General features: G+C 60.9%; 17 protein-coding genes and 1 pseudogene. 8 read left to right on the forward strand and 10 right to left on the reverse strand.

Features of this window, described 5'->3' with window-relative positions; all coding sequences use genetic code 11:
* Positions 1 to 27: 27 nt before the first annotated feature.
* Entirely contained in the window at positions 28 to 2,391 is a 2,364-nt protein-coding gene (locus tag ACA047_RS18755) for a DNA polymerase II (RefSeq protein WP_497351811.1), read from the reverse strand.
* A gap of 314 nt (positions 2,392 to 2,705) precedes the next feature.
* Between ACA047_RS18755 and ACA047_RS18760 the strand changes: the two genes are divergently transcribed.
* The 5 genes from ACA047_RS18760 (at position 2,706) to ACA047_RS18780 (ending at position 6,661) form a co-directional block, all read left to right on the forward strand.
* Complete coding sequence (locus ACA047_RS18760; RefSeq protein ID WP_497351813.1) at positions 2,706 to 3,146, forward strand: CBS domain-containing protein; 441 nt, start codon at positions 2,706 to 2,708, stop codon at positions 3,144 to 3,146.
* A gap of 69 nt (positions 3,147 to 3,215) precedes the next feature.
* The gene (locus ACA047_RS18765) at positions 3,216 to 3,812 is read left to right on the forward strand and encodes a paraquat-inducible protein A (protein ID WP_497351815.1); all 597 of its coding nucleotides are present in this window, start codon (positions 3,216 to 3,218) and stop codon (positions 3,810 to 3,812) included.
* 11 nt (positions 3,813 to 3,823) lie between these two features.
* Positions 3,824 to 4,468, forward strand: a complete 645-nt coding sequence (locus tag ACA047_RS18770) for a paraquat-inducible protein A (RefSeq protein ID WP_497360442.1) — start codon at positions 3,824 to 3,826, stop codon at positions 4,466 to 4,468.
* Positions 4,449 to 6,107 (forward strand): PqiB family protein, encoded by a 1,659-nt coding sequence (locus ACA047_RS18775; protein ID WP_497351817.1) that lies wholly within the window; start codon positions 4,449 to 4,451, stop codon positions 6,105 to 6,107. Before ACA047_RS18770 ends, ACA047_RS18775 begins: the two co-directional genes overlap by 20 nt.
* A gap of 17 nt (positions 6,108 to 6,124) precedes the next feature.
* Complete coding sequence (locus ACA047_RS18780; protein WP_497351819.1) at positions 6,125 to 6,661, forward strand: PqiC family protein; 537 nt, start codon at positions 6,125 to 6,127, stop codon at positions 6,659 to 6,661.
* 1 nt (position 6,662) lies between these two features.
* Here ACA047_RS18780 and ACA047_RS18785 read toward each other — a convergent pair whose 3' ends face one another.
* On the reverse strand, positions 6,663 to 7,292 hold the full coding sequence (locus ACA047_RS18785) for a glutathione S-transferase family protein (RefSeq protein WP_497351821.1): 630 nt from the start codon (positions 7,290 to 7,292) through the stop codon (positions 6,663 to 6,665).
* A gap of 224 nt (positions 7,293 to 7,516) precedes the next feature.
* Here ACA047_RS18785 and ACA047_RS18790 point away from each other — a divergent pair.
* Positions 7,517 to 7,831: pseudogene (locus ACA047_RS18790) on the forward strand (phage infection protein); the annotation flags it as partial.
* A gap of 132 nt (positions 7,832 to 7,963) precedes the next feature.
* On the opposite strand, the gene ACA047_RS18795 reads toward ACA047_RS18790, so the two are convergent.
* From ACA047_RS18795 to ACA047_RS18820, 6 genes are all read right to left on the reverse strand, one after another.
* A complete protein-coding gene (locus tag ACA047_RS18795; protein ID WP_497351823.1) occupies positions 7,964 to 9,058 on the reverse strand; it encodes a DUF1615 domain-containing protein in 1,095 nt (364 codons plus the stop codon).
* Positions 9,059 to 9,232: 174 nt separating this feature from the next.
* A complete protein-coding gene (gene hemB, locus ACA047_RS18800) occupies positions 9,233 to 10,207 on the reverse strand; it encodes a porphobilinogen synthase (protein WP_497351825.1) in 975 nt (324 codons plus the stop codon).
* 114 nt (positions 10,208 to 10,321) lie between these two features.
* Positions 10,322 to 11,167, reverse strand: a complete 846-nt coding sequence (locus ACA047_RS18805) for a PhzF family phenazine biosynthesis protein (protein ID WP_497351827.1) — start codon at positions 11,165 to 11,167, stop codon at positions 10,322 to 10,324.
* 8 nt (positions 11,168 to 11,175) lie between these two features.
* The gene (locus ACA047_RS18810) at positions 11,176 to 11,874 is read right to left on the reverse strand and encodes a glutathione binding-like protein (RefSeq protein WP_497351829.1); all 699 of its coding nucleotides are present in this window, start codon (positions 11,872 to 11,874) and stop codon (positions 11,176 to 11,178) included.
* 70 nt (positions 11,875 to 11,944) lie between these two features.
* Positions 11,945 to 12,256, reverse strand: a complete 312-nt coding sequence (locus tag ACA047_RS18815) for a contact-dependent growth inhibition system immunity protein (protein WP_497351831.1) — start codon at positions 12,254 to 12,256, stop codon at positions 11,945 to 11,947.
* Positions 12,253 to 17,040, reverse strand: coding sequence for an RNase A-like domain-containing protein (locus ACA047_RS18820; protein ID WP_497351833.1), 4,788 nt, complete (start codon positions 17,038 to 17,040; stop codon positions 12,253 to 12,255). The genes ACA047_RS18815 and ACA047_RS18820 overlap by 4 nt, the downstream gene beginning before the upstream one ends.
* 370 nt (positions 17,041 to 17,410) lie before the next feature.
* Between ACA047_RS18820 and ACA047_RS18825 the strand changes: the two genes are divergently transcribed.
* Positions 17,411 to 18,085 carry a histidine phosphatase family protein gene (locus ACA047_RS18825; RefSeq protein ID WP_497351835.1) on the forward strand — a complete coding sequence of 225 codons (675 nt, stop codon included), beginning with the start codon at positions 17,411 to 17,413 and terminating at the stop codon, positions 18,083 to 18,085.
* A 91-nt stretch (positions 18,086 to 18,176) separates the two neighbouring features.
* Positions 18,177 to 19,235, forward strand: a complete 1,059-nt coding sequence (locus tag ACA047_RS18830; protein ID WP_497351837.1) for a permease — start codon at positions 18,177 to 18,179, stop codon at positions 19,233 to 19,235.
* A gap of 66 nt (positions 19,236 to 19,301) precedes the next feature.
* On the opposite strand, the gene mnmH is transcribed toward ACA047_RS18830, so the two are convergent.
* Positions 19,302 to 20,405 carry a tRNA 2-selenouridine(34) synthase MnmH gene (gene mnmH, locus ACA047_RS18835; RefSeq protein ID WP_497351839.1) on the reverse strand — a complete coding sequence of 368 codons (1,104 nt, stop codon included), beginning with the start codon at positions 20,403 to 20,405 and terminating at the stop codon, positions 19,302 to 19,304.
* A complete protein-coding gene (gene selD / locus ACA047_RS18840; RefSeq protein ID WP_497351841.1) occupies positions 20,405 to 21,439 on the reverse strand; it encodes a selenide, water dikinase SelD in 1,035 nt (344 codons plus the stop codon). The genes mnmH and selD overlap by 1 nt, the downstream gene beginning before the upstream one ends.
* Positions 21,440 to 21,489: the final 50 nt, after the last annotated feature.

The raw sequence follows: 21,489 nt of genomic DNA on the forward strand, positions 1-21,489 counted from the left end.
GCCACAAAAGCATCAGGGCCGCCGCCGTTAGAACAACCCCATCTGCCCCCCCAACAACGTCGAGAAATCATCGTCCACAAACGGCAGGATCGCATCCGCCACCGGTTGTAGCTGTTTGGTCACGTAGTGGTCGTAATCGATTGGCGCGCTACGGATTTCCAGCGGCTCGGGGCCGGCGACGGTGATGACGTAGCTGATCCAGCCGCCATTCTGGTATTGCCGAGGACGGCCCTGGCGTTGGTTGAACTCATCGGCAAGCCGCGCGGCCCGCACGTGGGGCGGCACGTTGCGTTCGTAATCTTCCAGTGGCCGGCGCAAGCGCTTGCGGTAGACCAGCCGATCATCGAACGCGCCGGCGAGGGTCTGGTGGACATACTCGCGCACGTAATCTTGATAAGGCTTGCGGTGGAAGATCCGCCCGTACAGCTCCTGCTGGAACTGCCGGGCCAGCGGCGACCAGTCGGTGCGCACGGTTTCCAGGCCCTTGTAGACGATTTCGTCGCTGCCGTCGGCGCGGGTCACCAACCCGGCATAACGTTTCTTGCTGCCTTCCTCGGCGCCACGAATCGTCGGCATCAGGAAGCGTTTGAAATGGGTTTCGAACTGCAACTCCAGCGCGCTCTCCAGCCCGAATTCGTCACGCACATGTTCACGCCACCATTGGTTGACATGCGTCACCAGCTCGCGGCCGATGCTGGCCGCCTCTTCCTGGCCGTGAGCCCGGCGCAGCCAGACGAACGTGGAATCGGTATCACCGTAAATCACCACATGCCCCTGGGCTTCGATCAACTGCCGGGTACGCTGCATGATCTGGTGGCCGCGCAGGGTGATGGACGACGCCAGCCGCGGATCGAAGAAGCGACAGCCACTGGAGCCGAGCACGCCATAAAAGGCGTTCATGATGATTTTCAACGCCTGGGACAGCGGTGCGTTGTGTTCGCGCTTGGCAGTTTCCCGGCCTTCGGCGACCCTCGCCACAATAGCCGGCAGACAATGCCGGGTACGGGAGAACCGGGCACCGCGAAAACCTGGCACCGACGCGCGGTCGTCCGGGTGGCGCAGGCCTTCGATCAAGCCCACCGGATCGATGAGAAAGGTGCGGATGATCGACGGATATAGACTCTTGTAGTCCAACACCAGCACCGACTCATAAAGCCCCGGCTGGGAGTCCATGACAAAGCCGCCCGGGCTGGCTTCGGGCGGGCGCTGGCCAAGATTGGGTGCAACGAAACCCTGGCGGTGCATCAGCGGCATATACAAGTGTGTGAAGGCCGCCACCGAACCACCGCTGCGGTCTGTCGGCAGGCCGGTGACGCTGGCGCGTTCCAGCAGGAACTTGAGCAGCTCGGTCTTGGCGAAAATCCGCGTCACCAACTCACAGTCTTTGAGGTTGTAGCGGGCCAGGGCCGGTTTATCCTCGGCGAACATGCGATTGATCTCATCCATGCGCTGGTACGGGTTGTCGATGGATTTGCCCTCCCCCAACAGCGTCTGGGCGACGTTTTCCAGGCTGAACGACGGAAAACTCCAGGTCGCCGAACGCAGGGACTCAATGCCATCGATGATCAGCCGGCCGGCCGCCGAGGCAAAAAAGTGGTTGTTGCGCGCGCCGTGCTCGCGCCACTGCATCTCTTCCCCGCCTCGCCCCAAGCGCAGCGGCACGGCCAGACGCCGGGCGTGTTCATGCAGCACCCGCAAATCGAACTGCACCAGATTCCAGCCAATGATCGCGTCGGGGTCGAAACGGGCAAACCAGTCGTTGAGTTTTTTCAGCAGCACGGTGCGCGATTCACAGTATTCGAGCTGGAAATCCACGCCAGTATCGTCGCCATTGGGCGGGCCGAGCATGTAGACCTGGCGCTCGCCGCAGCCTTCAAGCGCGATGGAATACAACTCGCCCTGGGCGGTGGTTTCGATGTCCAGGGACACCAGGCGCAACGGTGGACGGTATTCGGGCGCGGGTTTCATCTGGACGTCGAGCAGCAGGCCGTCAGCGGCCGGTGTGCCGCCAAACCAGACCGGCGCGGTGATAAAGCGCTCCATCAGGTAGCGTTCCGGCGGCCGAACGTCCGCCTCGAACACCTCCACACCGGCACGGCGCAAGGTGCTGTCCAGGCGCATCAATTGGGCATGTTGCTGGCAATACAGCCCCAACACCGGGCGATGCTCGAAATCCAGCAGATCCAGAGGCCGCAGCTCAACCTCCTTCTCCCCTTGCAGCAGGGCTTCAAGCTGCCCGCGCTGAATCTGCGGCACAAACGCCACCGACGGCTGCACCGGCAGGCGCACGCGCCGGGGGCCGGCGTCGGTCGCCAGCCAGAACTCGACTTCGGTGCCGGCCGGGGTATCGCGCCAATGCCGGGTCAGGACGAAGCCCTGCTGTAAATCCACCGCTGCAACCTCGAATTTTGCGTAAGCCGCGATTCTACCTGTGACGAAGGGATTTATCCCTCTGTGAGAGCAAGGCTTGCCCGCGATGCAGGTACCCCGTTTTCCCTGGGAGACCGCGTCGTCTTCATCGCGGGCAAGCCTTGCTCCCACAGACGGACGGACGCCTCTGTCACAACAGTGCATGGCGTGAGATTGGGGGTTTTTCACCTGCAATGACGTTTTTTGACGATTGGCTGCCGCTTTATCACTTGCTCTGCGCCGTTGGGTCTACGATTCTTTAACCACCCGCAAAAAACAACACCCGAGGCCCTCCCATGAAAACCGTCGCGCAGTTGCTCCGGATAAAAGATGAAAAAAACCAGCAAGTGCACACCATCTCACCGGACGACATGGTATTGCAGGCCCTGATGCGCATGGCCGAAAAAAACGTCGGCGCCTTGCTGGTGGTGAAAAACGATGAAGTGCTGGGGATCATCAGTGAGCGCGACTATGCGCGCAAAATGGTCTTGCACGGTCGTTCGTCAGTCGGCACGAAGGTGAGCGACATCATGGTGTCCCCCGTGATCACGATAGACCCGCACCAGAACGTCGAAAACTGTCTGAGCATCATGACCGAAAAGCACTTGCGGCATTTGCCGGTGGTGGAGGACGGCAAGCTCGTCGGCCTGCTGTCCATCGGCGACCTGGTCAAGGAAGCCATTGCCGAGCAGGCGGACCTGATCCGACAGCTGGAGCAATACATTCGCGGTGAATGATCCACTCGGCGGGTTGCTATTCCCAGCGCACTTCATGTATTGAAGGGGGAGTTCCTGCCGAGCATCCCAATGGCCGATACCGACCGACTGATCATTTGCGAGCATTGCGATGCGGTATACGAGCCGGTTGTACTCGTTGCGCACCAAAAAGCCTCGTGCGTGCGATGCCACGCGGTAATCCAGCGCTACAACGGCCTGAGCATCGAACAGCGCCTGGCCTTGAGCGTCACGGCAGCGGTGCTGTGGGCCTTCGCCAACCTCTATCCGGTGATGAGCATCCGCCTGCAAGGCCTGAGCAACAGCGCCACGCTGTGGGATTCCGTTGTGGCGCTGAGCCTGGGGCCGATTACCTTTATCGCCCTGGTGGCAGCGGTGGCGATCATCATCGCGCCGGCCTTTCAACTGGCACTGCTGATCTGGGTGCTGGCCTACGCCCACGCCAACCAGCGAGCACCCGGGTTCAAGCTGTGCATGCGTGGCCTGGAAACCCTACGGCCGTGGAGCATGCTGGAGGTGTGCCTGCTGGGCGCGCTGGTGGCGGTGATCAAACTCGCCGGGCTGCTGGACGTGTTGCCAGGCATCGGCCTGTTCGCCCTCGCCGCCTTGAGCCTGCTGATGATCCGCATCGCCGGGCGCGATGTGCGTGATTTGTGGGACAGCCTATGAGTCGCGAGCCACTGCCTCCCCCGCCCCTGGCCAGTGACTTGAACCTGTGCCTGTGCCACAGCTGCGGCCAGGCCTGCAACATGACCGCCGAACCCCAGACATGCCCGCGCTGCGACGCCCCCCTGCATCGGCGCAAATCCAACTCGCTCACCCGTACGTGGGCCTACATGCTGGCCGCGCTGGTGTTCTACATTCCGGCCAACCTGCTGCCGGTCATGAATACCCAGATGCTCGGCGATGGCGCCGACAGCACCATCATCAGTGGCGTTATCGAATTCTGGCAAGGTGGCGCCTGGGACATTGCCCTGATCATCTTCATCGCCAGCATCGCGGTGCCAGGCATCAAGTTCGTGGTACTGACCCTACTGCTGGTGACCGTGCAGCGACGCAGCACCTGGGCCCAGGTCCAGCGGGCGAAGCTGTACCGGCTGGTGGAAATCATCGGCTACTGGTCAATGCTCGACGTGCTGGTGGTGGCCCTGGTGGCGGCGCTGGTCAAGTTCCAGGCACTGAGCGATATCGAACCACGACCGGGGATCCTGTTCTTCGGTCTCGTGGTGCTGTTCACCATGCTGTCGGCCATGAGTTTCGACCCACGGCTGATCTGGGACACCCAACCATCCGAGGAGGTCATGGATGAAGTCACAAGCCACTGACGGGCAGCAACCCGCACCGGGGCGCGCCAACGTCACCACCCGCCGCTGGACGGTGTCGCTGGTGTGGATCGTGCCGATCATCGCGGTGCTGGTGGGGGTGTCCCTGGTGGTTCACAACTGGCTGCAGGAAGGGCCGACCATCACTATCACCTTCAAGACCGGCCAAGGCCTGACCGCCAACAAGACACCGGTGAAATATCGCAACGTGGTCATCGGCCAGGTCACCGACGTTCAATTGAGCAACGATCAGAAGAACGTGACCGCCACGATCAAGCTCACCAAAACGGCGGATACCTTCACCCACGAGGACTCGGTGTTCTGGGTAGTACGGCCGCGCATCGGGGCCGGCGGTATCTCCGGGATCGACACCCTGCTGTCAGGGGATTTCATCGGGGCCGACGCCGGACAATCGAAAGTTCGCGCCAAATCCTTCACCGGCCTGGAAGTCCCGCCGCCGATCACTTACGGCGAACCGGGCAAGCGCTTCACATTGCACTCCCAGGACCTCGGTTCGCTGGACGTCGGCTCGCCGGTGTACCTGCGCAAGATCCCGGTAGGCCAGGTCGTGTCCTACGCGCTGGACGCCGATGGCAAAGGCGTCAACATCGACGTATTCGTCAACGCGCCCAACGATGTGTACGTCACCGAAAACACTCGTTTCTGGAATGTCAGTGGCGTGGACGTAGGGGTCGGCGCCAACGGTTTCGAGCTCAAGACCGAATCACTCTCTGCACTGCTGGTCGGCGGCATCGCGTTCCGGGCGCCGGAATACAGCCCCAACGACACCCCTGCCGCCGAGGAAAAGACATTCGAGCTGTTTGCCGACCAGCAGACCGCTCTCGCCCCGCCCAATGGCAAGGCGCAATACCTGGCTTTACGTTTCGATCAAGCGTTACGTGGGTTACGGGTCGGTGCGCCGGTAGAGTTCCAGGGGGTGGAAGTCGGCACGGTGGTATCCATCAACCTCGATTTCGATGAGAAGCAGCGCAGTTTTCCGGTCAACGTCGGCCTGGTGTTCTACCCTCAACGGCTGGGCAAAGCCCATGAGAAATTGCTCAAGGCGCTCAATCACAATGAAGAGGACGAAGCCGCCGGCGCCCGCCTGATCGGCAGCTTCGTCGAACGGGGCCTGCGCGCCCAGGCTCGCAGCGGCAACCTGCTGACCGGGCAGTTGTACATCTCGCTGGACTTCTATCCCAAGGCGGAGAAAGTCACCTTCGACCCTACTGCCCGACCTCTTCGTATACCGACCATCCCGGGCAGCCTCCAGCAATTGCAGGAACAACTGCAGTCGGTAGTCGAACGGATCAACAAACTGCCGGTGGAAAGCATCGCCAGCAACCTGGACGGCAGTCTGGTGGAACTGCGCAAAGGCCTGGCGCAATTCAACAGCAAGACCCTGCCGGGCGTGCAAAGTACCTTGCAGGACGTCAGCAAGACTCTGCAATCGGCCAACTCGACCCTGGCCGAAGACTCGCCGCAGCGCGAACAACTGACCCAGACCCTGGACGACCTGGGCCGCATGTCGCGCTCACTGCGTGAGCTGTCTGACTACCTCAGCCGCCACCCCGAATCGCTGCTTCGCGGTCGTCCCAAAGACACACCGGCGCAGAACCTCACATTGCCGGTGAAACAATGATCACAGGAGCACGCCTTATGCCGCTGACGCTTAGATGCTCGCTGATTGCCTTGGCATTACTGCTCGGCGCCTGCCGCAGCGATCCGATCCATTATCACACCCTGAGCCCGGCGCAGCCGGCCGGCCAACCGCGCGCCGGGATGGATATCCAGGTCGAGCAAGTCAGCGTTCCGCCTCAGGTGGATCGCACCCAGATGGTCATTCGCCAAGGCAACACCGGGCTGGCGATCCTGGAAAGCGAATGGTGGGGCGCCAGCCTGGCTGACGAGCTGCACAGCAGCCTGGACGAACAACTGAGCAACCCCGGCGCACCGAAGTTATTGCTGCGGGTAGACGTGCAACGCTTCGATTCGATCCCCGGCCGTTATGCCCGCATGGACGTGCAATGGCGCCTGCGCAACCAAGGCAACGAAGCGCACACCCTCACCTGCCGCAGCAGCCTGCAAACGCCGGCGGGAAGCAGCATCGACGAACTGGTGACGGCCCATCAGAATAATGTCCGGCAATTTGTCGGCCTCGTTGAGCAGACTGCTTCACGCAATGCTTGCCCGTAATCTACGAAGGCCAATGCAATGACAGCACCGGCGCAATGCGCGGGTGGTGGTCGATACGCTCCAACAGCCCGTAGAACTCAGGACGCGCCCCGAGCATAGCCTCCCGCGTTCCGCTCCACTTCGTGATCACGGCGGCGAAGATATCCAGCGCTCCCGGCTCGGCACCACTGAGAAACGGTCGAGCCGGGAACTGGTCGGCAAACAGGGCCCAGTTGCGATACAGCCGTTGCTTGGTGCCCGACACCAGGTGTTGCCGAGCCGACTCATCGGAATCGAGCAGCCAGCGCTCTGGAAAATCGATGATGCCGATGGGCGTGTAGCAATTGGCGGCGATATAGACCAAACCCCGCAAGGTCTGCGCGCGCTGGGCAGTGTCCTCAGGCAGCAACTTCGATTCAGGAAAACTCAGCCCGAGGTGAATCAGAATCGCCGCGGCTTCGGTCAGCACCGAGCCGTCCGGCAACTGCAGGGTCGGGACTTGTTTCTGCGGATTCAACGCCTCGAGTTCATCCGCCGCATCGCTGTCTTCAGTCGAATAGGCATCGACCCGCCGATAAGGTACGCCACACAGGCACAGGGCGATCTCAACGGCCGAAGAGCCGGACTGTCTGTGGCCGAATAACTGATACATAAACCTGCCTTCTGCATGTGGGTTAGGCGGTAGATCCCGCAAGCCCGTCGGTGTTCCACTTGGTGGACAACACACACTCACTGTGCAAGCCAAGCTTGCTCCAGCAGGCCAACCCGTTATCACTGCCGTCGATATTTACCATCATGTCAATGAAGTTCTCTTGATGATTGCCCGGCGCAACAATGGCTCCACACCAAACCACTGCATCCCCGGAGCACACCATCATGAAACGCCAAATCATCCTCAGCATCGCTTTCTCGGTTCTGGCAGCCAACGTATTTGCCGCCTCCTCCCACCCTGTCGTCGCCGAAGGCGGCTCTGATCGACTGATCGAAAATCGCGTCGCCGAAGGCGGTTCCGATCGCCTGCAACAGAATCGCGTTGTTGAAGGTGGCTCCGATCGTCTGCAACAGAACCGCGTTGCTGAAGGTGGTTCCGATCGTCTGCAACAGAACCGCGTTGCTGAAGGTGGCTCCGATCGTCTGCAACAGAACCGCGTTGCTGAAGGTGGTTCCGATCGTCTGACTCAGAACCGTGTATGAGTTGTTCAACACAATCCGTGGCGAGGGAGCTTGCTCCCGCCACAGTGCTTCAAACAGCGCCCGAACCCAACGCATCGCAATAAAGCCCGGCCTTATCCGCCGGGCTTTTTCATGGGTCTTAAGTACTGGCTAACGCCCCGCCGCCCGCCCCATGCACCGCTGATAACGCTCATCCACGCGCTTGGCAAACCACGCCGTGGTCAACTTGCGAGTGATTTTCGGACTCTTGAGCACGATCCCCGGCAACACTGCGCGCGGCAACGGCTTACCCTCGGCGTTTTCAGCCAACTCGAACACCCGCTTGTAAAGCTTGCTGTCCTCGAACGCCAGACTGTCGCCCTGCTCCAGCTGATCGCGAATGGTCGGGTTACGCATCCCTAATGATTTGCCCAGCGTGCGCACCGCCAACTCCGTGCTGCCCGGCATGATTGAATCAGGAAGAATCAAATCGCCGTCGAGTGCCAAAGCAATGCCTGATGCGCGACTCACCGCATGTTGGAATGCCGCGTTGCGACTGGCGTACCACCCCGCATTGAAATCGGCGAAACGATACAGCGGTTCGGTGTAGCTCACCGGATAACCCAGCAAATGCGCGATACCGAAATACATCCCGCCGCGACGACTGAACACTTCCCGACGAATCGAACCATCCACCGCGTAGGGATAATTCCTGGCATTGGCTTGGGCAAACGCGATGCTGACCTGCATCGGTCCACCCGTGTGCACTGGGTTGAAACCGCCGAACAGGGTCTTGCCCAACGGCACCATGCCGATGAAATCATCGAAAATCTCACTCAGCTCCTTCTCGCTACGCGCCGCGTTGAGCCGATCACTGTAGCTTTTGCCGTTGGGCGAACGCACCTGGAGCGCGCCGCTGACCAACACCCCCGGAATGTGTACCTTCGCCGCACGGCGGTCGATTTCCTGCCGAGCGATCTTGCCCAGCCCCGGCACCGCCGGGTCAGCCTGGAAAGTCGACTCCTGTTCGGCCACAGCCATGACAGCGCAGATATTCTGCGTCGTGGGTGAGATCTGCTGAGCCGCGAAGGCTACATAGATGTCGTTCGCCCAGCCTTCACGATCCGTGGTCTTGGCCGGCAACAATCGAACGATCTGTGCCTTGACCTCGGCGGGCTGACGTTCAGGCTCCTGGGCCTGGCGGCTGCCGCAACCGGCCAGGGCCAGCAACGCAGCCACGCTGATCATCAATCGATTGAGTTGCATGTTGCTCCATCAGGTCTGTTATCCCGGAGCAACCATACGATCAAAAACGGGCACGGGCTATGTTCTGTCGCTCATCAGAACAACAAAATAACTTTGAAAGACAACCGATTCGATAGTCACCAGAGACCCATGTGGGAGCGAGCAAGCCCGCTCCCACAAAAATCTGATGCTGAATCAGATTCCGCTCAACGCCAAGTCCATCGCAAAGTAAGTAAAAATCAGGTCCGCCCCTGCCCGCTTGATCGCGCCAAGGCTCTCGCGCACCACGCGGGCTTCGTCGATGGCGCCGGCCTGGGCGGCGAATTTGATCATCGCGTATTCGCCGCTGACCTGGTAGGCCGACAGCGGCAGGTTCGAAGCCTGGCGAATGTCGCGAATGATATCCAGGTAGGCACCGGCCGGTTTGACCATCAGTGCGTCGGCGCCTTCCTGCTCATCGAGCAAGGATTCACGCAGTGCTTCGCGACGGTTCATCGGGTTCATCTGGTAGCTCTTGCGGTCGCCTTTAAACGCGCTGCCGCCAGCCTCGCGAAACGGGCCGTAAAGCGCCGATGCGAATTTGGTGGAGTAGGCCATGATTGCCGTCTGGCTGAAACCGGCTTCGTCCAGGGCCCTGCGAATGGCTTGGACCTGCCCGTCCATGGCGGCGGAGGGCGCGATCACATCGGCACCGGCACGGGCCGCCGCCACGGCTTGCTTGCCCAGGTTAAGCAAGGTCCGGTCGTTGTCCACTTCATGCCCCTGGAGTACGCCGCAATGGCCATGGTCGGTGTACTCACAAAAGCAGGTGTCGGACATCACGATCATTTCCGGCACTGCGTCCTTGCAGATCCCGGCCATGCGCGACACCAGGCCGCGCGCTCTCCAAGTGTCGCTGCCGTCGCTGTCCAGGTGATGGGACACACCAAAGGTCATCACCGACTTGATGCCGGCACGGGCATATCGTTCGATCTCGCCGGCCAGTTTCGATTCAGGGATGCGCATCACGCCCGGCATGCTCTTGATCGGCACAAAGTCATCGATTTCTTCTTCGACGAAAATCGGCAGCACCAGGTCGTTCAAGGTGAACTCGGTTTCCTGGAACAGGCTGCGCAGGCTCGCATTGCGGCGCAGACGGCGTGGACGCGCTTCGGGGAACTGGCTGGACATGGGACTCCTAGGTAAATGGGTGCTCAATAACAGGGGACGAAGCTTATGCCTTGGTCAAACAGGGCACAAACACCGACTGGAAAACAGAGAGTTACCAGCCCGGCAATAATCCCCTTACAAGGTCAGCGAGCCATTGATGCAGGTCACCACCGCACCGCCGATCCAGACCTCCTCCCCTATTTGCTCGACATGGATCCGCCCAGCCCGGCCCATGGTCAGCCCCTGGCTGACCACATAGGACTTAGGCGCCAACCCTTTGCCCAGCATCCATTGGGCGAGCCCCGCGTTCAAACTGCCGGTGGCAGGATCCTCCGGCATGCCATCACCGGCAATGAAACCACGCACTTCAAATTGCGCGTCGTCGCCATCCACAGCCCGATCCCAAGGCGCAATGACACCCACGGCCAAATCCAACAACTGATGATAATCTGGCTTGAGCGTTAAAACCTGCTGGCGATCCTTGAGCATCAATGCCAACCAACCGGCGCCGTTATCGACCCATTGCGCCTCAACAATCGCCTCGGCCTGCAACCCGAGCCCCTTGCGCACCCGCTCCAGCACATCAGCTTCCAGCGGTCCGGACTTGAGCAAGGGCGGCGCCAGGAACGCCAGCCCGTAATCGCTGCGGCGAATTTTTACCAGACCGACGCCACATTCCTGAACGATCTCCTGCCCTTTCGGCACACCTCCGGCTTCCAGCCACGCGTGACAACTGCCCAGGGTCGGATGACCGGCAAACGGCAACTCGGTCGACGTGGTAAAAATACGCACCCGGTAATCAGCCTCCGGGTGCTGCGGCGCCAACAGGAAAGTGGTTTCGCTGAGGTTGGTCCAGTTGGCAAAAGCGACCATGCGCTCATCACTGATCCCATCAGCCCCGAGCACCACCGCCAGCGGGTTACCCTTGAGCTGCACTTCGCTGAACACATCCAATTGCTTGAAATCGAATCGACTCGCCATCGGCCTGCTCACTCCGGAATCTTCAACCCGCGGGCCACCGCCGGCCGCGCCAGAAAACGCTCCAACACCCGCGTCACATTAGGGAAGTTCTGGATGCCTACCAGATCCCCGGCCTCATAAAAACCAATCAAGTTGCGCACCCATGGAAACGTGGCGATATCGGCAATGGTGTAGCGATCGCCCATGATCCAGTCCCGGCCTTCCAGACGCCCGTCGAGCACCTTGAGCAGGCGCTTGCTTTCCTCGGCATAACGATCGCGAGGCCGCTTGTCTTCGTAGTCCTTGCCGGCGAACTTGTTGAAGAAACCCAACTGCCCGAACATCGGCCCGATCCCGCCCATCTGGAACATCAGCCACTGAATCGTCTCATAGCGCGCCGCCGATTCCTGGGCCAGCAACTGGCCGCTCTTGTCCGCCAGATAAATCAGAATCGCTCCCGACTCGAACAACGCCAACGGCTGATCCCCCGGCCCATGAGGGTCGAGAATCGCCGGGATCTTGTTATTGGGGTTCAGGGACAGGAACTCGGGAGACAACTGATCGTTACTGCCGAAGTCCACTTTATGGGGCTCGTACGGCAGACCGATCTCTTCCAGCATGATCGAGACCTTGACGCCGTTAGGGGTTGGCAAGGAGTAGAGCTGGATCCACTCAGGGTATTGGGCGGGCCATTTCTGGGTGATTGGGAATGGGGTTAGGTTGGGCATGGGGCGGATTCCACGGGTTAGCTAGAAAGCTGAAGCATAAATCAGATGATTCAGATTGGATCCTGAAACCTCAGCCAAAACGATCAATTTTAAAATCCAGCCTGCCAGCGATATGGCGCAACCACGCCTCGCCCGTCCCCCACGAGTTCCAGTAGCTGTAGTAACAACTCAACTCTTTCAGTAAATACTCTCTCAATTCCAACTCACCTTTCTTCCTGCCGAGCAAAATATTGAGTTCTTGCTGAATAGCCCTCAGATCTTCAATGTCAGACTCTGCTAGAAAAGCATCGAGGACCTGCTCAGCGGTTTCGTGCTCAGATGTCCAATCCTGGTGAAAATAAGCCCCAAAAAAATCATGAAGCTCAGGAAATTCTGTATTCATACTTCCGGGAATCCTGTTAGCAAAAAATACCCTTCTGGTCTTTTTTGGTCTTTTTTCAGAACCAATAGTACTTTCGATGCAGGCAGATAGTCGGTACGGCCATTAAGCAAACTGATCCCCACTGGCTTGGAGAAGGTATGGGTAATAGTCGTCTTTTCTTTCTTGCTGGTTAAAAATTTTTCGATTCTCTTTTCATTTGCCGCTAACGCTCTCGCTGCGGACGATTCAGCAGTAGCTCGATCAGGAAATGTCGAGGCGGCAGGGATATTCGGCTCCGCCTCCAGCCTTTGAGCTAATTGTGCATCTGTTCTACCAATATGTTTCTCAATCAAATGCCCACCCCGAGCCTCATGCGCAGCCAAACCTCCTCCCGGTACGATCTCGCTGAATGGCCCATCGACTTCGGTATCACCAGGGCACCGGCATGACAACCCCAACGGATCTACCCACCCCGTCGGGTTCAAGGTGTACCGATACCCATTGAGCCCTCCCGCCAACTTGCTCGGGTCGGGCGTCAAATAGCGGCCGGTCTCGGGATTGTAGTAGCGATGCCGGTTGTAGTGCAGGCCGCTTTCGGGGTCGAAGTATTGGCCCTGGAAGCGCAGCGGTTGGTCAAGCTGTTCGCCGCCACCGTGCGCAAGCTCGGCGAGTGTGCCGTAGCCGCTGTAGCGCGCGGACCAGACGATTTCGCCGCTGTAGCTGGTCAGTTCCTGGGGCGTGCCCAGGTGGTCGAGGTGGTAGTAGAACGGGCAGGCGTTGAGGCCTTGTCCATCGAGCATGACCAGCGGGCGGAAGGTGCCCGGTTCGTAGACGTAGCTGCGGTGGTGGTGCGGGCTGCTTTCGACGACGACCTGGTCGCCCTGCCAAAAAAATTCGGTGGTCAGGCCGTCCACCGTCTTGCTGATGCGTCGGCCGAAGGCGTCGTAGCGGTAGGACGTTTCACGGCCGTCCGGCGGGGTGACGCCAATCAGGCGGTGCTGGCTGTCGTAGCGGTATTCGGTGACGAGGCTGTGGGCCTTGCCACGCCGTTCGCGGATCAGGTTGCCGAAGGCGTCGTAGTCGTAGTGGCGGTCGCCCTCCATCAGCAGGCGGTTGCCCTTGAGGGTGGTCGGGCCGGGACGGTCCTGCATCAGCAGGTTGCCGGCCGGGTCGTGGGCGAAGTGTTCCGCGGGCTCGGTGTGGGAATAGTCGATGCGGACCAGGCGATCCAGCGCGTCGTATTGGTAGCGGCGTCGGTTTCGGTTGTCGGACAGGACCTCGAGATTGCCCTTGGCGCTGTAGGCATAATCGCGCCAGATCAGTTGCTGCTGGCTCTGCCACACGGTCTGGGCCTTGAGGCGGCCCTGCTCGTCGTAATCGTACTGGCTGCGCAGCAGGCCCTGCTGGCGCTGCCGTTCGCGACCGCCGTGCACTTGGTGCTCGGTGAGGCGCGCGCCGTTCAGGTCGATGGCGCTTAGCGCCCCGCCCGGGGCGTGGTGGAAGTCGAGTTTGCTGTCGTCCGGCAGGCGCAGGTGGTTGAGGCGCCCGCAGGCGTCGTAGCGATAACGCAGGGTGCCCCACCCCTGGTGCTCGGTGACCAGCCGGTCCTGGGCGTCGTATTCAAAAGCCAGCGGATGGTCCGTGCCGTCGTTGACGTGGACCAGCCGGCCCAGCCCGTCGTAGCGGTACTGGACCGCCTGGCCGTCGGGCAAGGTCTTGACCAGCAGCCGCCCGGCCGCGTCGCGCTGGTAGCGGGTGACGCGTTGGCTGCCATCCTCGCCGTGCTCGGTTTTCTCCAGCAGGTGCCCGTTGAGGTCGTAGGCATAGGCGCTGCGTTGGCCGTCGAAGCCGACTTGCTGTCGGATCAAGCCGTTGGGCGTGTAGTCCAGTTGATATTTTTCGCCGGATTCGTTTTCGATCTCGGTCAGCAACAGCCGCGCCGAGTCGTAGCGGTACTTCAGCTCGCTGCCGTCGGGGTTGAGGCGGCGGCTGATCAGGTGCAGGTCGTCGGCGTATTCGTAGCAGGTGATGCGCCCCTGCTCATCGCGCTCGGCGGTGACCTTGCCGTAGGCGTTGTAGCTCCAGGCACGGGTGGCGCCGCTGGGCAAGGTCGTCTGCAGCAAACGGCCCACGGCGTCCCACTGGTAGTGCGTGAGGGCGCCGTGTTCGTCCTCGCGGGTCAGCAAACGCCCCTGGGCGTCGTAGGCAAAACACCGCCGCCCCGCATCGGGCAGGATTTCTTCGCTCAGTTGGCCCAGGCGATTCCAGGTAAACCGATGTTCGCTGCTGTCCGGATAACGGATCGACAGCAGTTGCCCTTGGGCGTCGTAGGCATAGCCGGTGCGTTGTTGCTCCGGATCGATGAGCTCGATCACGTCGCCCTGGACGTTGCGCCGGTAGGTCCACACGGCTTTGCCGCGCGAACGGGCGTGCAGGAAACCGTTGCGGTATTCGTAGGACGTGGGCTCGTCTTCGGGCGGAATCAGCGCCACCAGCCGTCCGACTTCGTCGTAGCGGTATTGCGTGACGGCGCCCAGCGGGTCCTGTTCGGCGATCAGCCGGCCCTGTTCGTCGTAAGCCTTGAGGTGCTCGCCGCCATCGGGCTCGACCTGGCGCACCAGCCGCGCCCGCTCGTCGTGGACATACACCTCTTGGCTGCCATCGAGGTGTTGAACCGTGACGCTGCCGTCCTCGCCCCAGGTGTAACGGCTGTCCATCTGCGCAAACGAGGCCCAATGCCGTACGCAGCGGGCCGCCGGCCCGGCCCCTTGCCACTCCCAGAAGAAACTCGCCCCGCCGGCCAATTGCCGCTGGAGGATGACGTGCTGGTCGTCGTAGTCGTAGCGTTCGCTTTCACCGGCGGCGTTGGTCGCTTCGATCAGTCGGAAACGGCCGTCGTAGCGGTAGGACACCAGCGTCTGCTCGGTGCGCCAGGCTTCGTCCAGGGTGAGGGCAGGGTGAAAGCTCTGGTAGTCGACGGCCACCAGGTGGCGCTGCTGGTAGCGCAAGCGCAGGCAGCGCCCGGCGCCGTTGTCCAGGCGGCAGATGTCGCCATGGATGTTGCGCTGGAGCGTCAGGCGGTTGTCGTACCGGTCGCTGAGGGCGGTCAGATGGCCGTCGCGAAAGTGTAGGAAAGGCGCGTTTTCGCCGGGCTGGGCGATGATCAGTTCGTCCGCCTCGGCGCCCAGGTAAATGGCCGCGCGGGCCAGGCTGTTGTGGATCGCCGGGCGCTGGGCGTTGGGCAGCGCAAAGGTCGTACGGCGGTTTTCCTGGTCGAGCCAGATGACCTGCTCGCCCTCGATCTGCAAGCGGTGCGCCAGGGCATGGCTCCAGCCGCGCCCGAGCCCCACGTCCAGGTCCGCCGCGCTGGTGCGGTACAGGCGGGTGAAGACAAACGGCAGCCGGCCATCGAGGGTGCCGTCCTCCAGGGTCAGCAGTTCTTCGCCGGTGACCATCGACACCGGGCAGCCGCTGGTTTGGGTCAGGGCTGCGGTATCGGCACTGTCGCCGTTGGGGTTTTTCGATTGGGCCGGGACGTCGTCGTGGGGTTCGTATTGGCTCAGCCGCGTAGCGCTTTGGGATTTCTCCCGCGCCACGGCGGCTGGATTGCTGACCGCCAGTGGCGGCGCATGTTCACGGGTGATGTTCAGAGGTCCGACAGGCGCTGGCTTCAACGGCGCATGCTGGGCGCTGATCACCACCGGTTTCAGTACATCGGCGTGCCGGTTGAGGCGATCGGTGGTGAGTTGGCCCAACCTTTGGCTCGATGCCTGCAACCACTCCCGGGCCCGACTCGACTTAATCTGGCCCAATACCTTGCCGCTCATCCGAACGCCCAGCCCAAGCCCGCCGGTCAAGCATATCAATAGGTAATTGATCAGTACCGAGGCGCGCATCTCCCCCACGACCTCGGCAACGTACTGAGGTGGCAACATCCTCAGCCAACTGGCGAACGCCGCCATGTGAACGAAGAGCAACGGCTCGTCGCTCAACACCATCAGCCCTTTGGCAATCGCTTCGGAAGAGGCTTTCAGCAGTTGCTCAAGCTCGGCCTCGGTCAGGTATTCCAGCAGCTTTTCGCTATTGGCCTGCAGGTCCGCCAGCAGTCCGAAAACCTGTTTGACGTCGCCCCACAGTTCAAGCAGGGCTTTTTCAAAGCCACGCCAATCGGCCTGCTGCAATACGCCGTAGCGTTTGAGAAACCCCGCGTCGGAAAACTCCGTCCACAACGGTTGAAATTCTTCCCACTCCGCTTTCAGCCACCCCTCAAGCTCGGCGATCACGTCCTGATAAGAGGCATACAGCGCTTTGACGTGATCCGCCGTCACATAGGGGAAAAAGGTGATCCGGTAACGATGGCCACGCCAGCAGTCAGGAACTTCCAGAATGCCGCTGGGGCCGATCACGTGATGGGCCGGCTCATCGAAGGTTTCCTTCCCTGGTTCGCCCCCGGTGACCCGCTCCAGCATCACCGGTGTATCGCCGATCGGCACGAAGCGCGCCGCCTGAAACATGTGCACCAGCGTCAGCGGACCGCCTGCCGGACAAGCCTCCACAGTGGTACTGAAGGGTTGATCAAGGTTCTTCGGCGCCGCGAGCGACACCTCGCTGCCGACCTTGAATACCTGTTCAAGATCCAGCGCCCAACCGGCCCAGAAGCTTTCAGCCCAGCGGTCGTAGTCGTTCAGGCAGGTCCGAAAGTCCGCCAGCACCGCCTCGACATCCGGACGTTCGGGGTCCATGGCGGCAATCACCAGCAAGCCGATGGTGTTGTTCAAAGCCAGGAGCTTGTCGGGGGCAAACATGCAGGAATCTCGCAGCACTCAAGAAGCGCGAGACTTTGCCGGGGATGCAGGAGGAAATAAGTCAGGGAAAGAGGCGGTGGATGTAGGGCGATTCGCTAAATTCAAAAAGTCTCATGGGCACGTAACGGGATTCACACCAACCGTTCTTAAATTCGAAACATCCTGTCGCTAATATCCTCCCCATCTTCTGGAAGGAGGCCGCTACAGTGCGCGGGATTCGGTCGAGATCGAACCAAAGGGCTTCAGGAGACTCTGAGCAATGCCCCCGCGGAATCGAGCGGCGTAACGACAGGGAAAATACCCGCGACCAGAAACTTCGCGGTGCCAAGGTTTGTCAGCCTGCCTCGAGAGTGCCGATGAACATTATTCGATGATGAACCCACTGAATTTCGCCAAACGCTTCAAACACCGCTCGTGGCTGATGCTGCCAACGCTGCTGGTGGTCTGTGGCTTGCTGCTGGCGCTGGAATCCAGCGTCAGCCGCGCCCAGCCAGTCGATGGCGTCCAGACCCTGGTGTTCCTGCGCCACGCCGAGAAACCCGCCGGCGGCCTGGGTCAGCTCAATTGCCAGGGCCTCAACCGCGCCATCGACCTGGCCACCCTGCTGCCGGAAAAATTCGGCAAGGCCGACTACGTCTTCGCGGCCAACCCTACCCGCAACGTCGAGGAGGGTGAGCTGGACAATTCCTACAGCTACATTCGCCCGCTGATGACCATCAGTCCCAGCGCCATCAAACTCGGCTTGCCGGTAAACATCAATTTTTCGGCCAACGACACCAGCGACCTGGCTGACGAACTGCTGCACGACAAGTACCACAATTCCATCATCTATACCGCTTGGTCCCATGGCTACCTGCCGGAATTGATCAACAAGGTCGCCGGTGAGGCCGTGGGCAAGAAGCAAACCATTACCGAAGACTGGGCATCGGGGGACTTCGATTCCCTGTACGTGCTGACCCTGACCTGGCACAACGGCAAGGCCAGCCTCACCAGCAAGAGCTACAAGCAAGGCCTGGACAACGGCAAGGTAGCCTGTCCGACATAACCAGTCGGTACGTCCCACAAACCGTGCAGATCATGAGAAGGCCGCGCTGGGTTATGATGCGAGCACTTCTCTAACTGCCCGGAACCTCCCCATGACTGCATCCTCCACCGCTCCCGATCGGGGCTGGTCGTTCTGGTGGAAACCCGCCCTGTTCCTGCTGGTAGCGTGCGTCGGCCTCTATTACGTCAAATGGTCGCCCTATTACCTCAAGGCGTTTGTCGCCGCTGACAACCACAGCATTGGCGGCTCGATCCTCAACGATGCCCAGACCGCACCGCTGACGGCGGCCCTGGCCTACGCCAAGGTGTATTTCCTGGCTATCTGGAAAGCGGCGGTGCTGGCGGTGATCCTCGGCTCACTGCTGCAAGTATTGATTCCCCGTGACTGGCTGTTGCGCCTGTTCGGTCGGGCCGGTTTTGGCTCGACCCTTCGCGGCGGTCTGTTCGCCCTGCCCGGCATGATGTGCTCGTGCTGCGCCGCACCAGTGGCGGCCGGCATGCGCCGACAGAACGTTTCGGTGGGAGCGGCGCTGGCCTTCTGGATCGGTAACCCGGTGCTGAACCCTGCCACCCTGGTCTTCATGGGTTTCGTGCTGGGCTGGGGGTTCACCGCCCTGCGACTGGTGGCGGGCATCGTGCTGGTGTTTGGCGTATCGATGGTGGCTCAACGTATCGCACGGCCCGATCCCGATGTATTGCCCGAAGCGGCCGTGGAAGCGGTGACCAACGCCAGCGTGGTCGACGCGCAGCCCTTCCTGGTCCGTTGGGGCCGGACCTTATGGCAGCTGTTCTGGAGCACCATTCCGATCTACATACTGGCGGTGTTGGTACTGGGCGCGGCACGGGTCTGGCTGTTTCCCCATGTCGACGGCGCCATGACCGACAGCGTGTTGTGGCTGGTGCCGCTGGCTATCGTCGGCACGCTGTTCGTGATTCCTACAGCAGCAGAAATCCCGATCGTCCAGACGATGATGACCCTGGGCATGGGCACTGGCCCGGCCGTGGCATTGTTGATGACCCTGCCGAGCATCAGCCTGCCGTCGCTGTTGATGCTGCGTAAGGACTTCGATGCCCGGGTGCTGGTGACCGTGGCGGTGCTGACCATGGTGGTGGGCATTGTTTGCGGGTTGATTGGGGCGGTATTGCTTTAAACATCAGGCAAGTGAATGCCTATCAACACTCCCACAGGGATTTTGCGGTGAATATCACATCTGAGATCACCCTTTTCGGGCGTCTCGTTCACTCAGATACTCCAGCACCGCCGCCTGCTCTCCCGAGAACTCGATCCGCCCGCCCTTCTTTTCCCGCTGGAACGCATACATCGGGTCGTAATATTCACGCAGCAAGCCTTCGATCCAGGCGCGATGCAAGTCGACGGCGCCGCTGTTGGCCTGCTCGGCCAGGGCGCTTTCCATGATGTTCATCAAGCGTCGGTGGCGGTCGCCGCCCAGGCGCTTGTGAATGTTGTTCAGGCTTGCCAGCAAGCGCTCGGAAAACAGCGAGAACCCTTCGTCGCCATGCACGGCGACAAATTCGGCGCACAGGTTAATGACGTAATCGCGCAGGATCCGCTCGACTCGTCGCTCCAGGCTATCTTCAAGCCAGACCACCGGAACCTGCTGCATGCGCTGGAACAACGACAGCGGTAAGGCGCAGCTACCGACCATGCGGCTTTCATCTTCCAGCACAAATTGCCCGACACCGGCGGCGCGCTTTTTCAGCACGTCCACCGCCAGACGGTTCTCAAAATCGATGTTGGACGGCTGCCCGGTGGCGCGCTTGCCAAAGCTCGAACCCCGATGGTTGGCATAGCCTTCCAGGTCCAGGCCGTTACCCAGTTGGGTTAGCACTTCGGTCTTGCCCGTGCCGGTCATGCCGCCCAGCAGCACCAGGTCGCACTGGGCGACTGCCTGCTCGACGGTGTCCAGCAAGAATGTCCGCATGGCCTTGTAGCCGCCAACGACCCTGGGGTATTCGATGCCCGCTTCGTCCTTGAGCCATTGCTGGACGATCTGTGAACGCAAGCCGCCCCGAAAGCAATACAGCACACCGTCAGGATGAGTCCGGGCGAACTCGGCCCAGGCCTGAATGCGTTGCGCCTTGATCTGGCCGGACACCAGTTGATGCCCCAGGACAATGGCCGCTTGCTGCCCTTGCTGTTTGTAGCAGGTACCGACGCGTTGCCGTTCGAGGTCGGTCATCAACGGCAAATTGACCACACCGGGGAATGCACCCTTGAAAAACTCAATGGGCGCTCGGGTGTCCATCATCGGCCGGTCATTGAGGAAGATGTCGCGGTAATCGATAACGTCATGGGGCATCATGACACCTCGACCGCGTTGGTCTGTCGCTCGACCAGTTCACCAATCGGCTCCAGCACAAGGCCCAGCTCGACGGCAAGCGCAAGGAATTCGTCGTTACCTTGCGCGGTGACAGCGATCAGCAGGCCGCCGCTGGTCTGTGGATCGCACAGCACTCGCTTGTGCAGTTCCTGGACGCGCCCGACCTTGCTGGCGTAGCTGTCGTAGTTGCGCAACGTACCGCCCGGCATACAGCCCAGGTCAAGGTAATACTCGACGCCCGGCAGACGTGGCACCGCGTCGTAGCGGATGCGCGCCGTCAGTTGGCTGCCGTCGGCCATTTCCACCAAGTGCCCGAGCAGGCCGAAACCAGTGACATCGGTCATCGCCGTCACGCCATCAAGCTTGCCGAAACGGCTGCCAGGCTTATTGAGGGTGCACATCCAGTCACGGGCCAGGCCAACATCGGCGGCGCGCAGCTTGCCCTTCTTTTCCGCGGTGGTGAGGATACCGATGCCCAGGGGCTTGGTCAGGTACAAGCGGCAACCCGCGGTGGCGGTGTCGTTGCGCTTCATGTGGCGCTTTTGCACGAGACCGGTAACCGCCAGGCCGAAAATTGGTTCAGGCGCGTCAATCGAATGCCCGCCCGCCAAAGGGATACCCGCCTCGTCACACACCGAACGACCGCCACGAATCACTTCCCGTGCGATTTCCGGGGCCAGCACATTCACTGGCCAGCCGAGAATCGCAATCGCCATCAGCGGATCACCGCCCATGGCGTAGATATCGCTGATGGCATTGGTGGCGGCGATGCGGCCAAAATCGAAAGGATCGTCGACGATGGGCATGAAGAAATCGGTGGTCGAGACCACACCGCGCTCCTCGTCGATGGCGTATACCGCAGCGTCATCCCGGGAGGCATTGCCGACCCACAGTTTGGGGTCGAGGTTTTGCGCACCGCTGCCGGCCAGAATCACTTCCAGTACCTGTGGCGAAATCTTGCAGCCGCAACCGGCGCCGTGGCTGTACTGGGTCAGGCGAATCGGCTCGCTCATGGGCATACCTCTCGTAAGTCAAGATGACCGAGTCTACCAGCAACGCCAGC

This window comes from Pseudomonas sp. LBUM1664, from assembly GCF_059695895.1.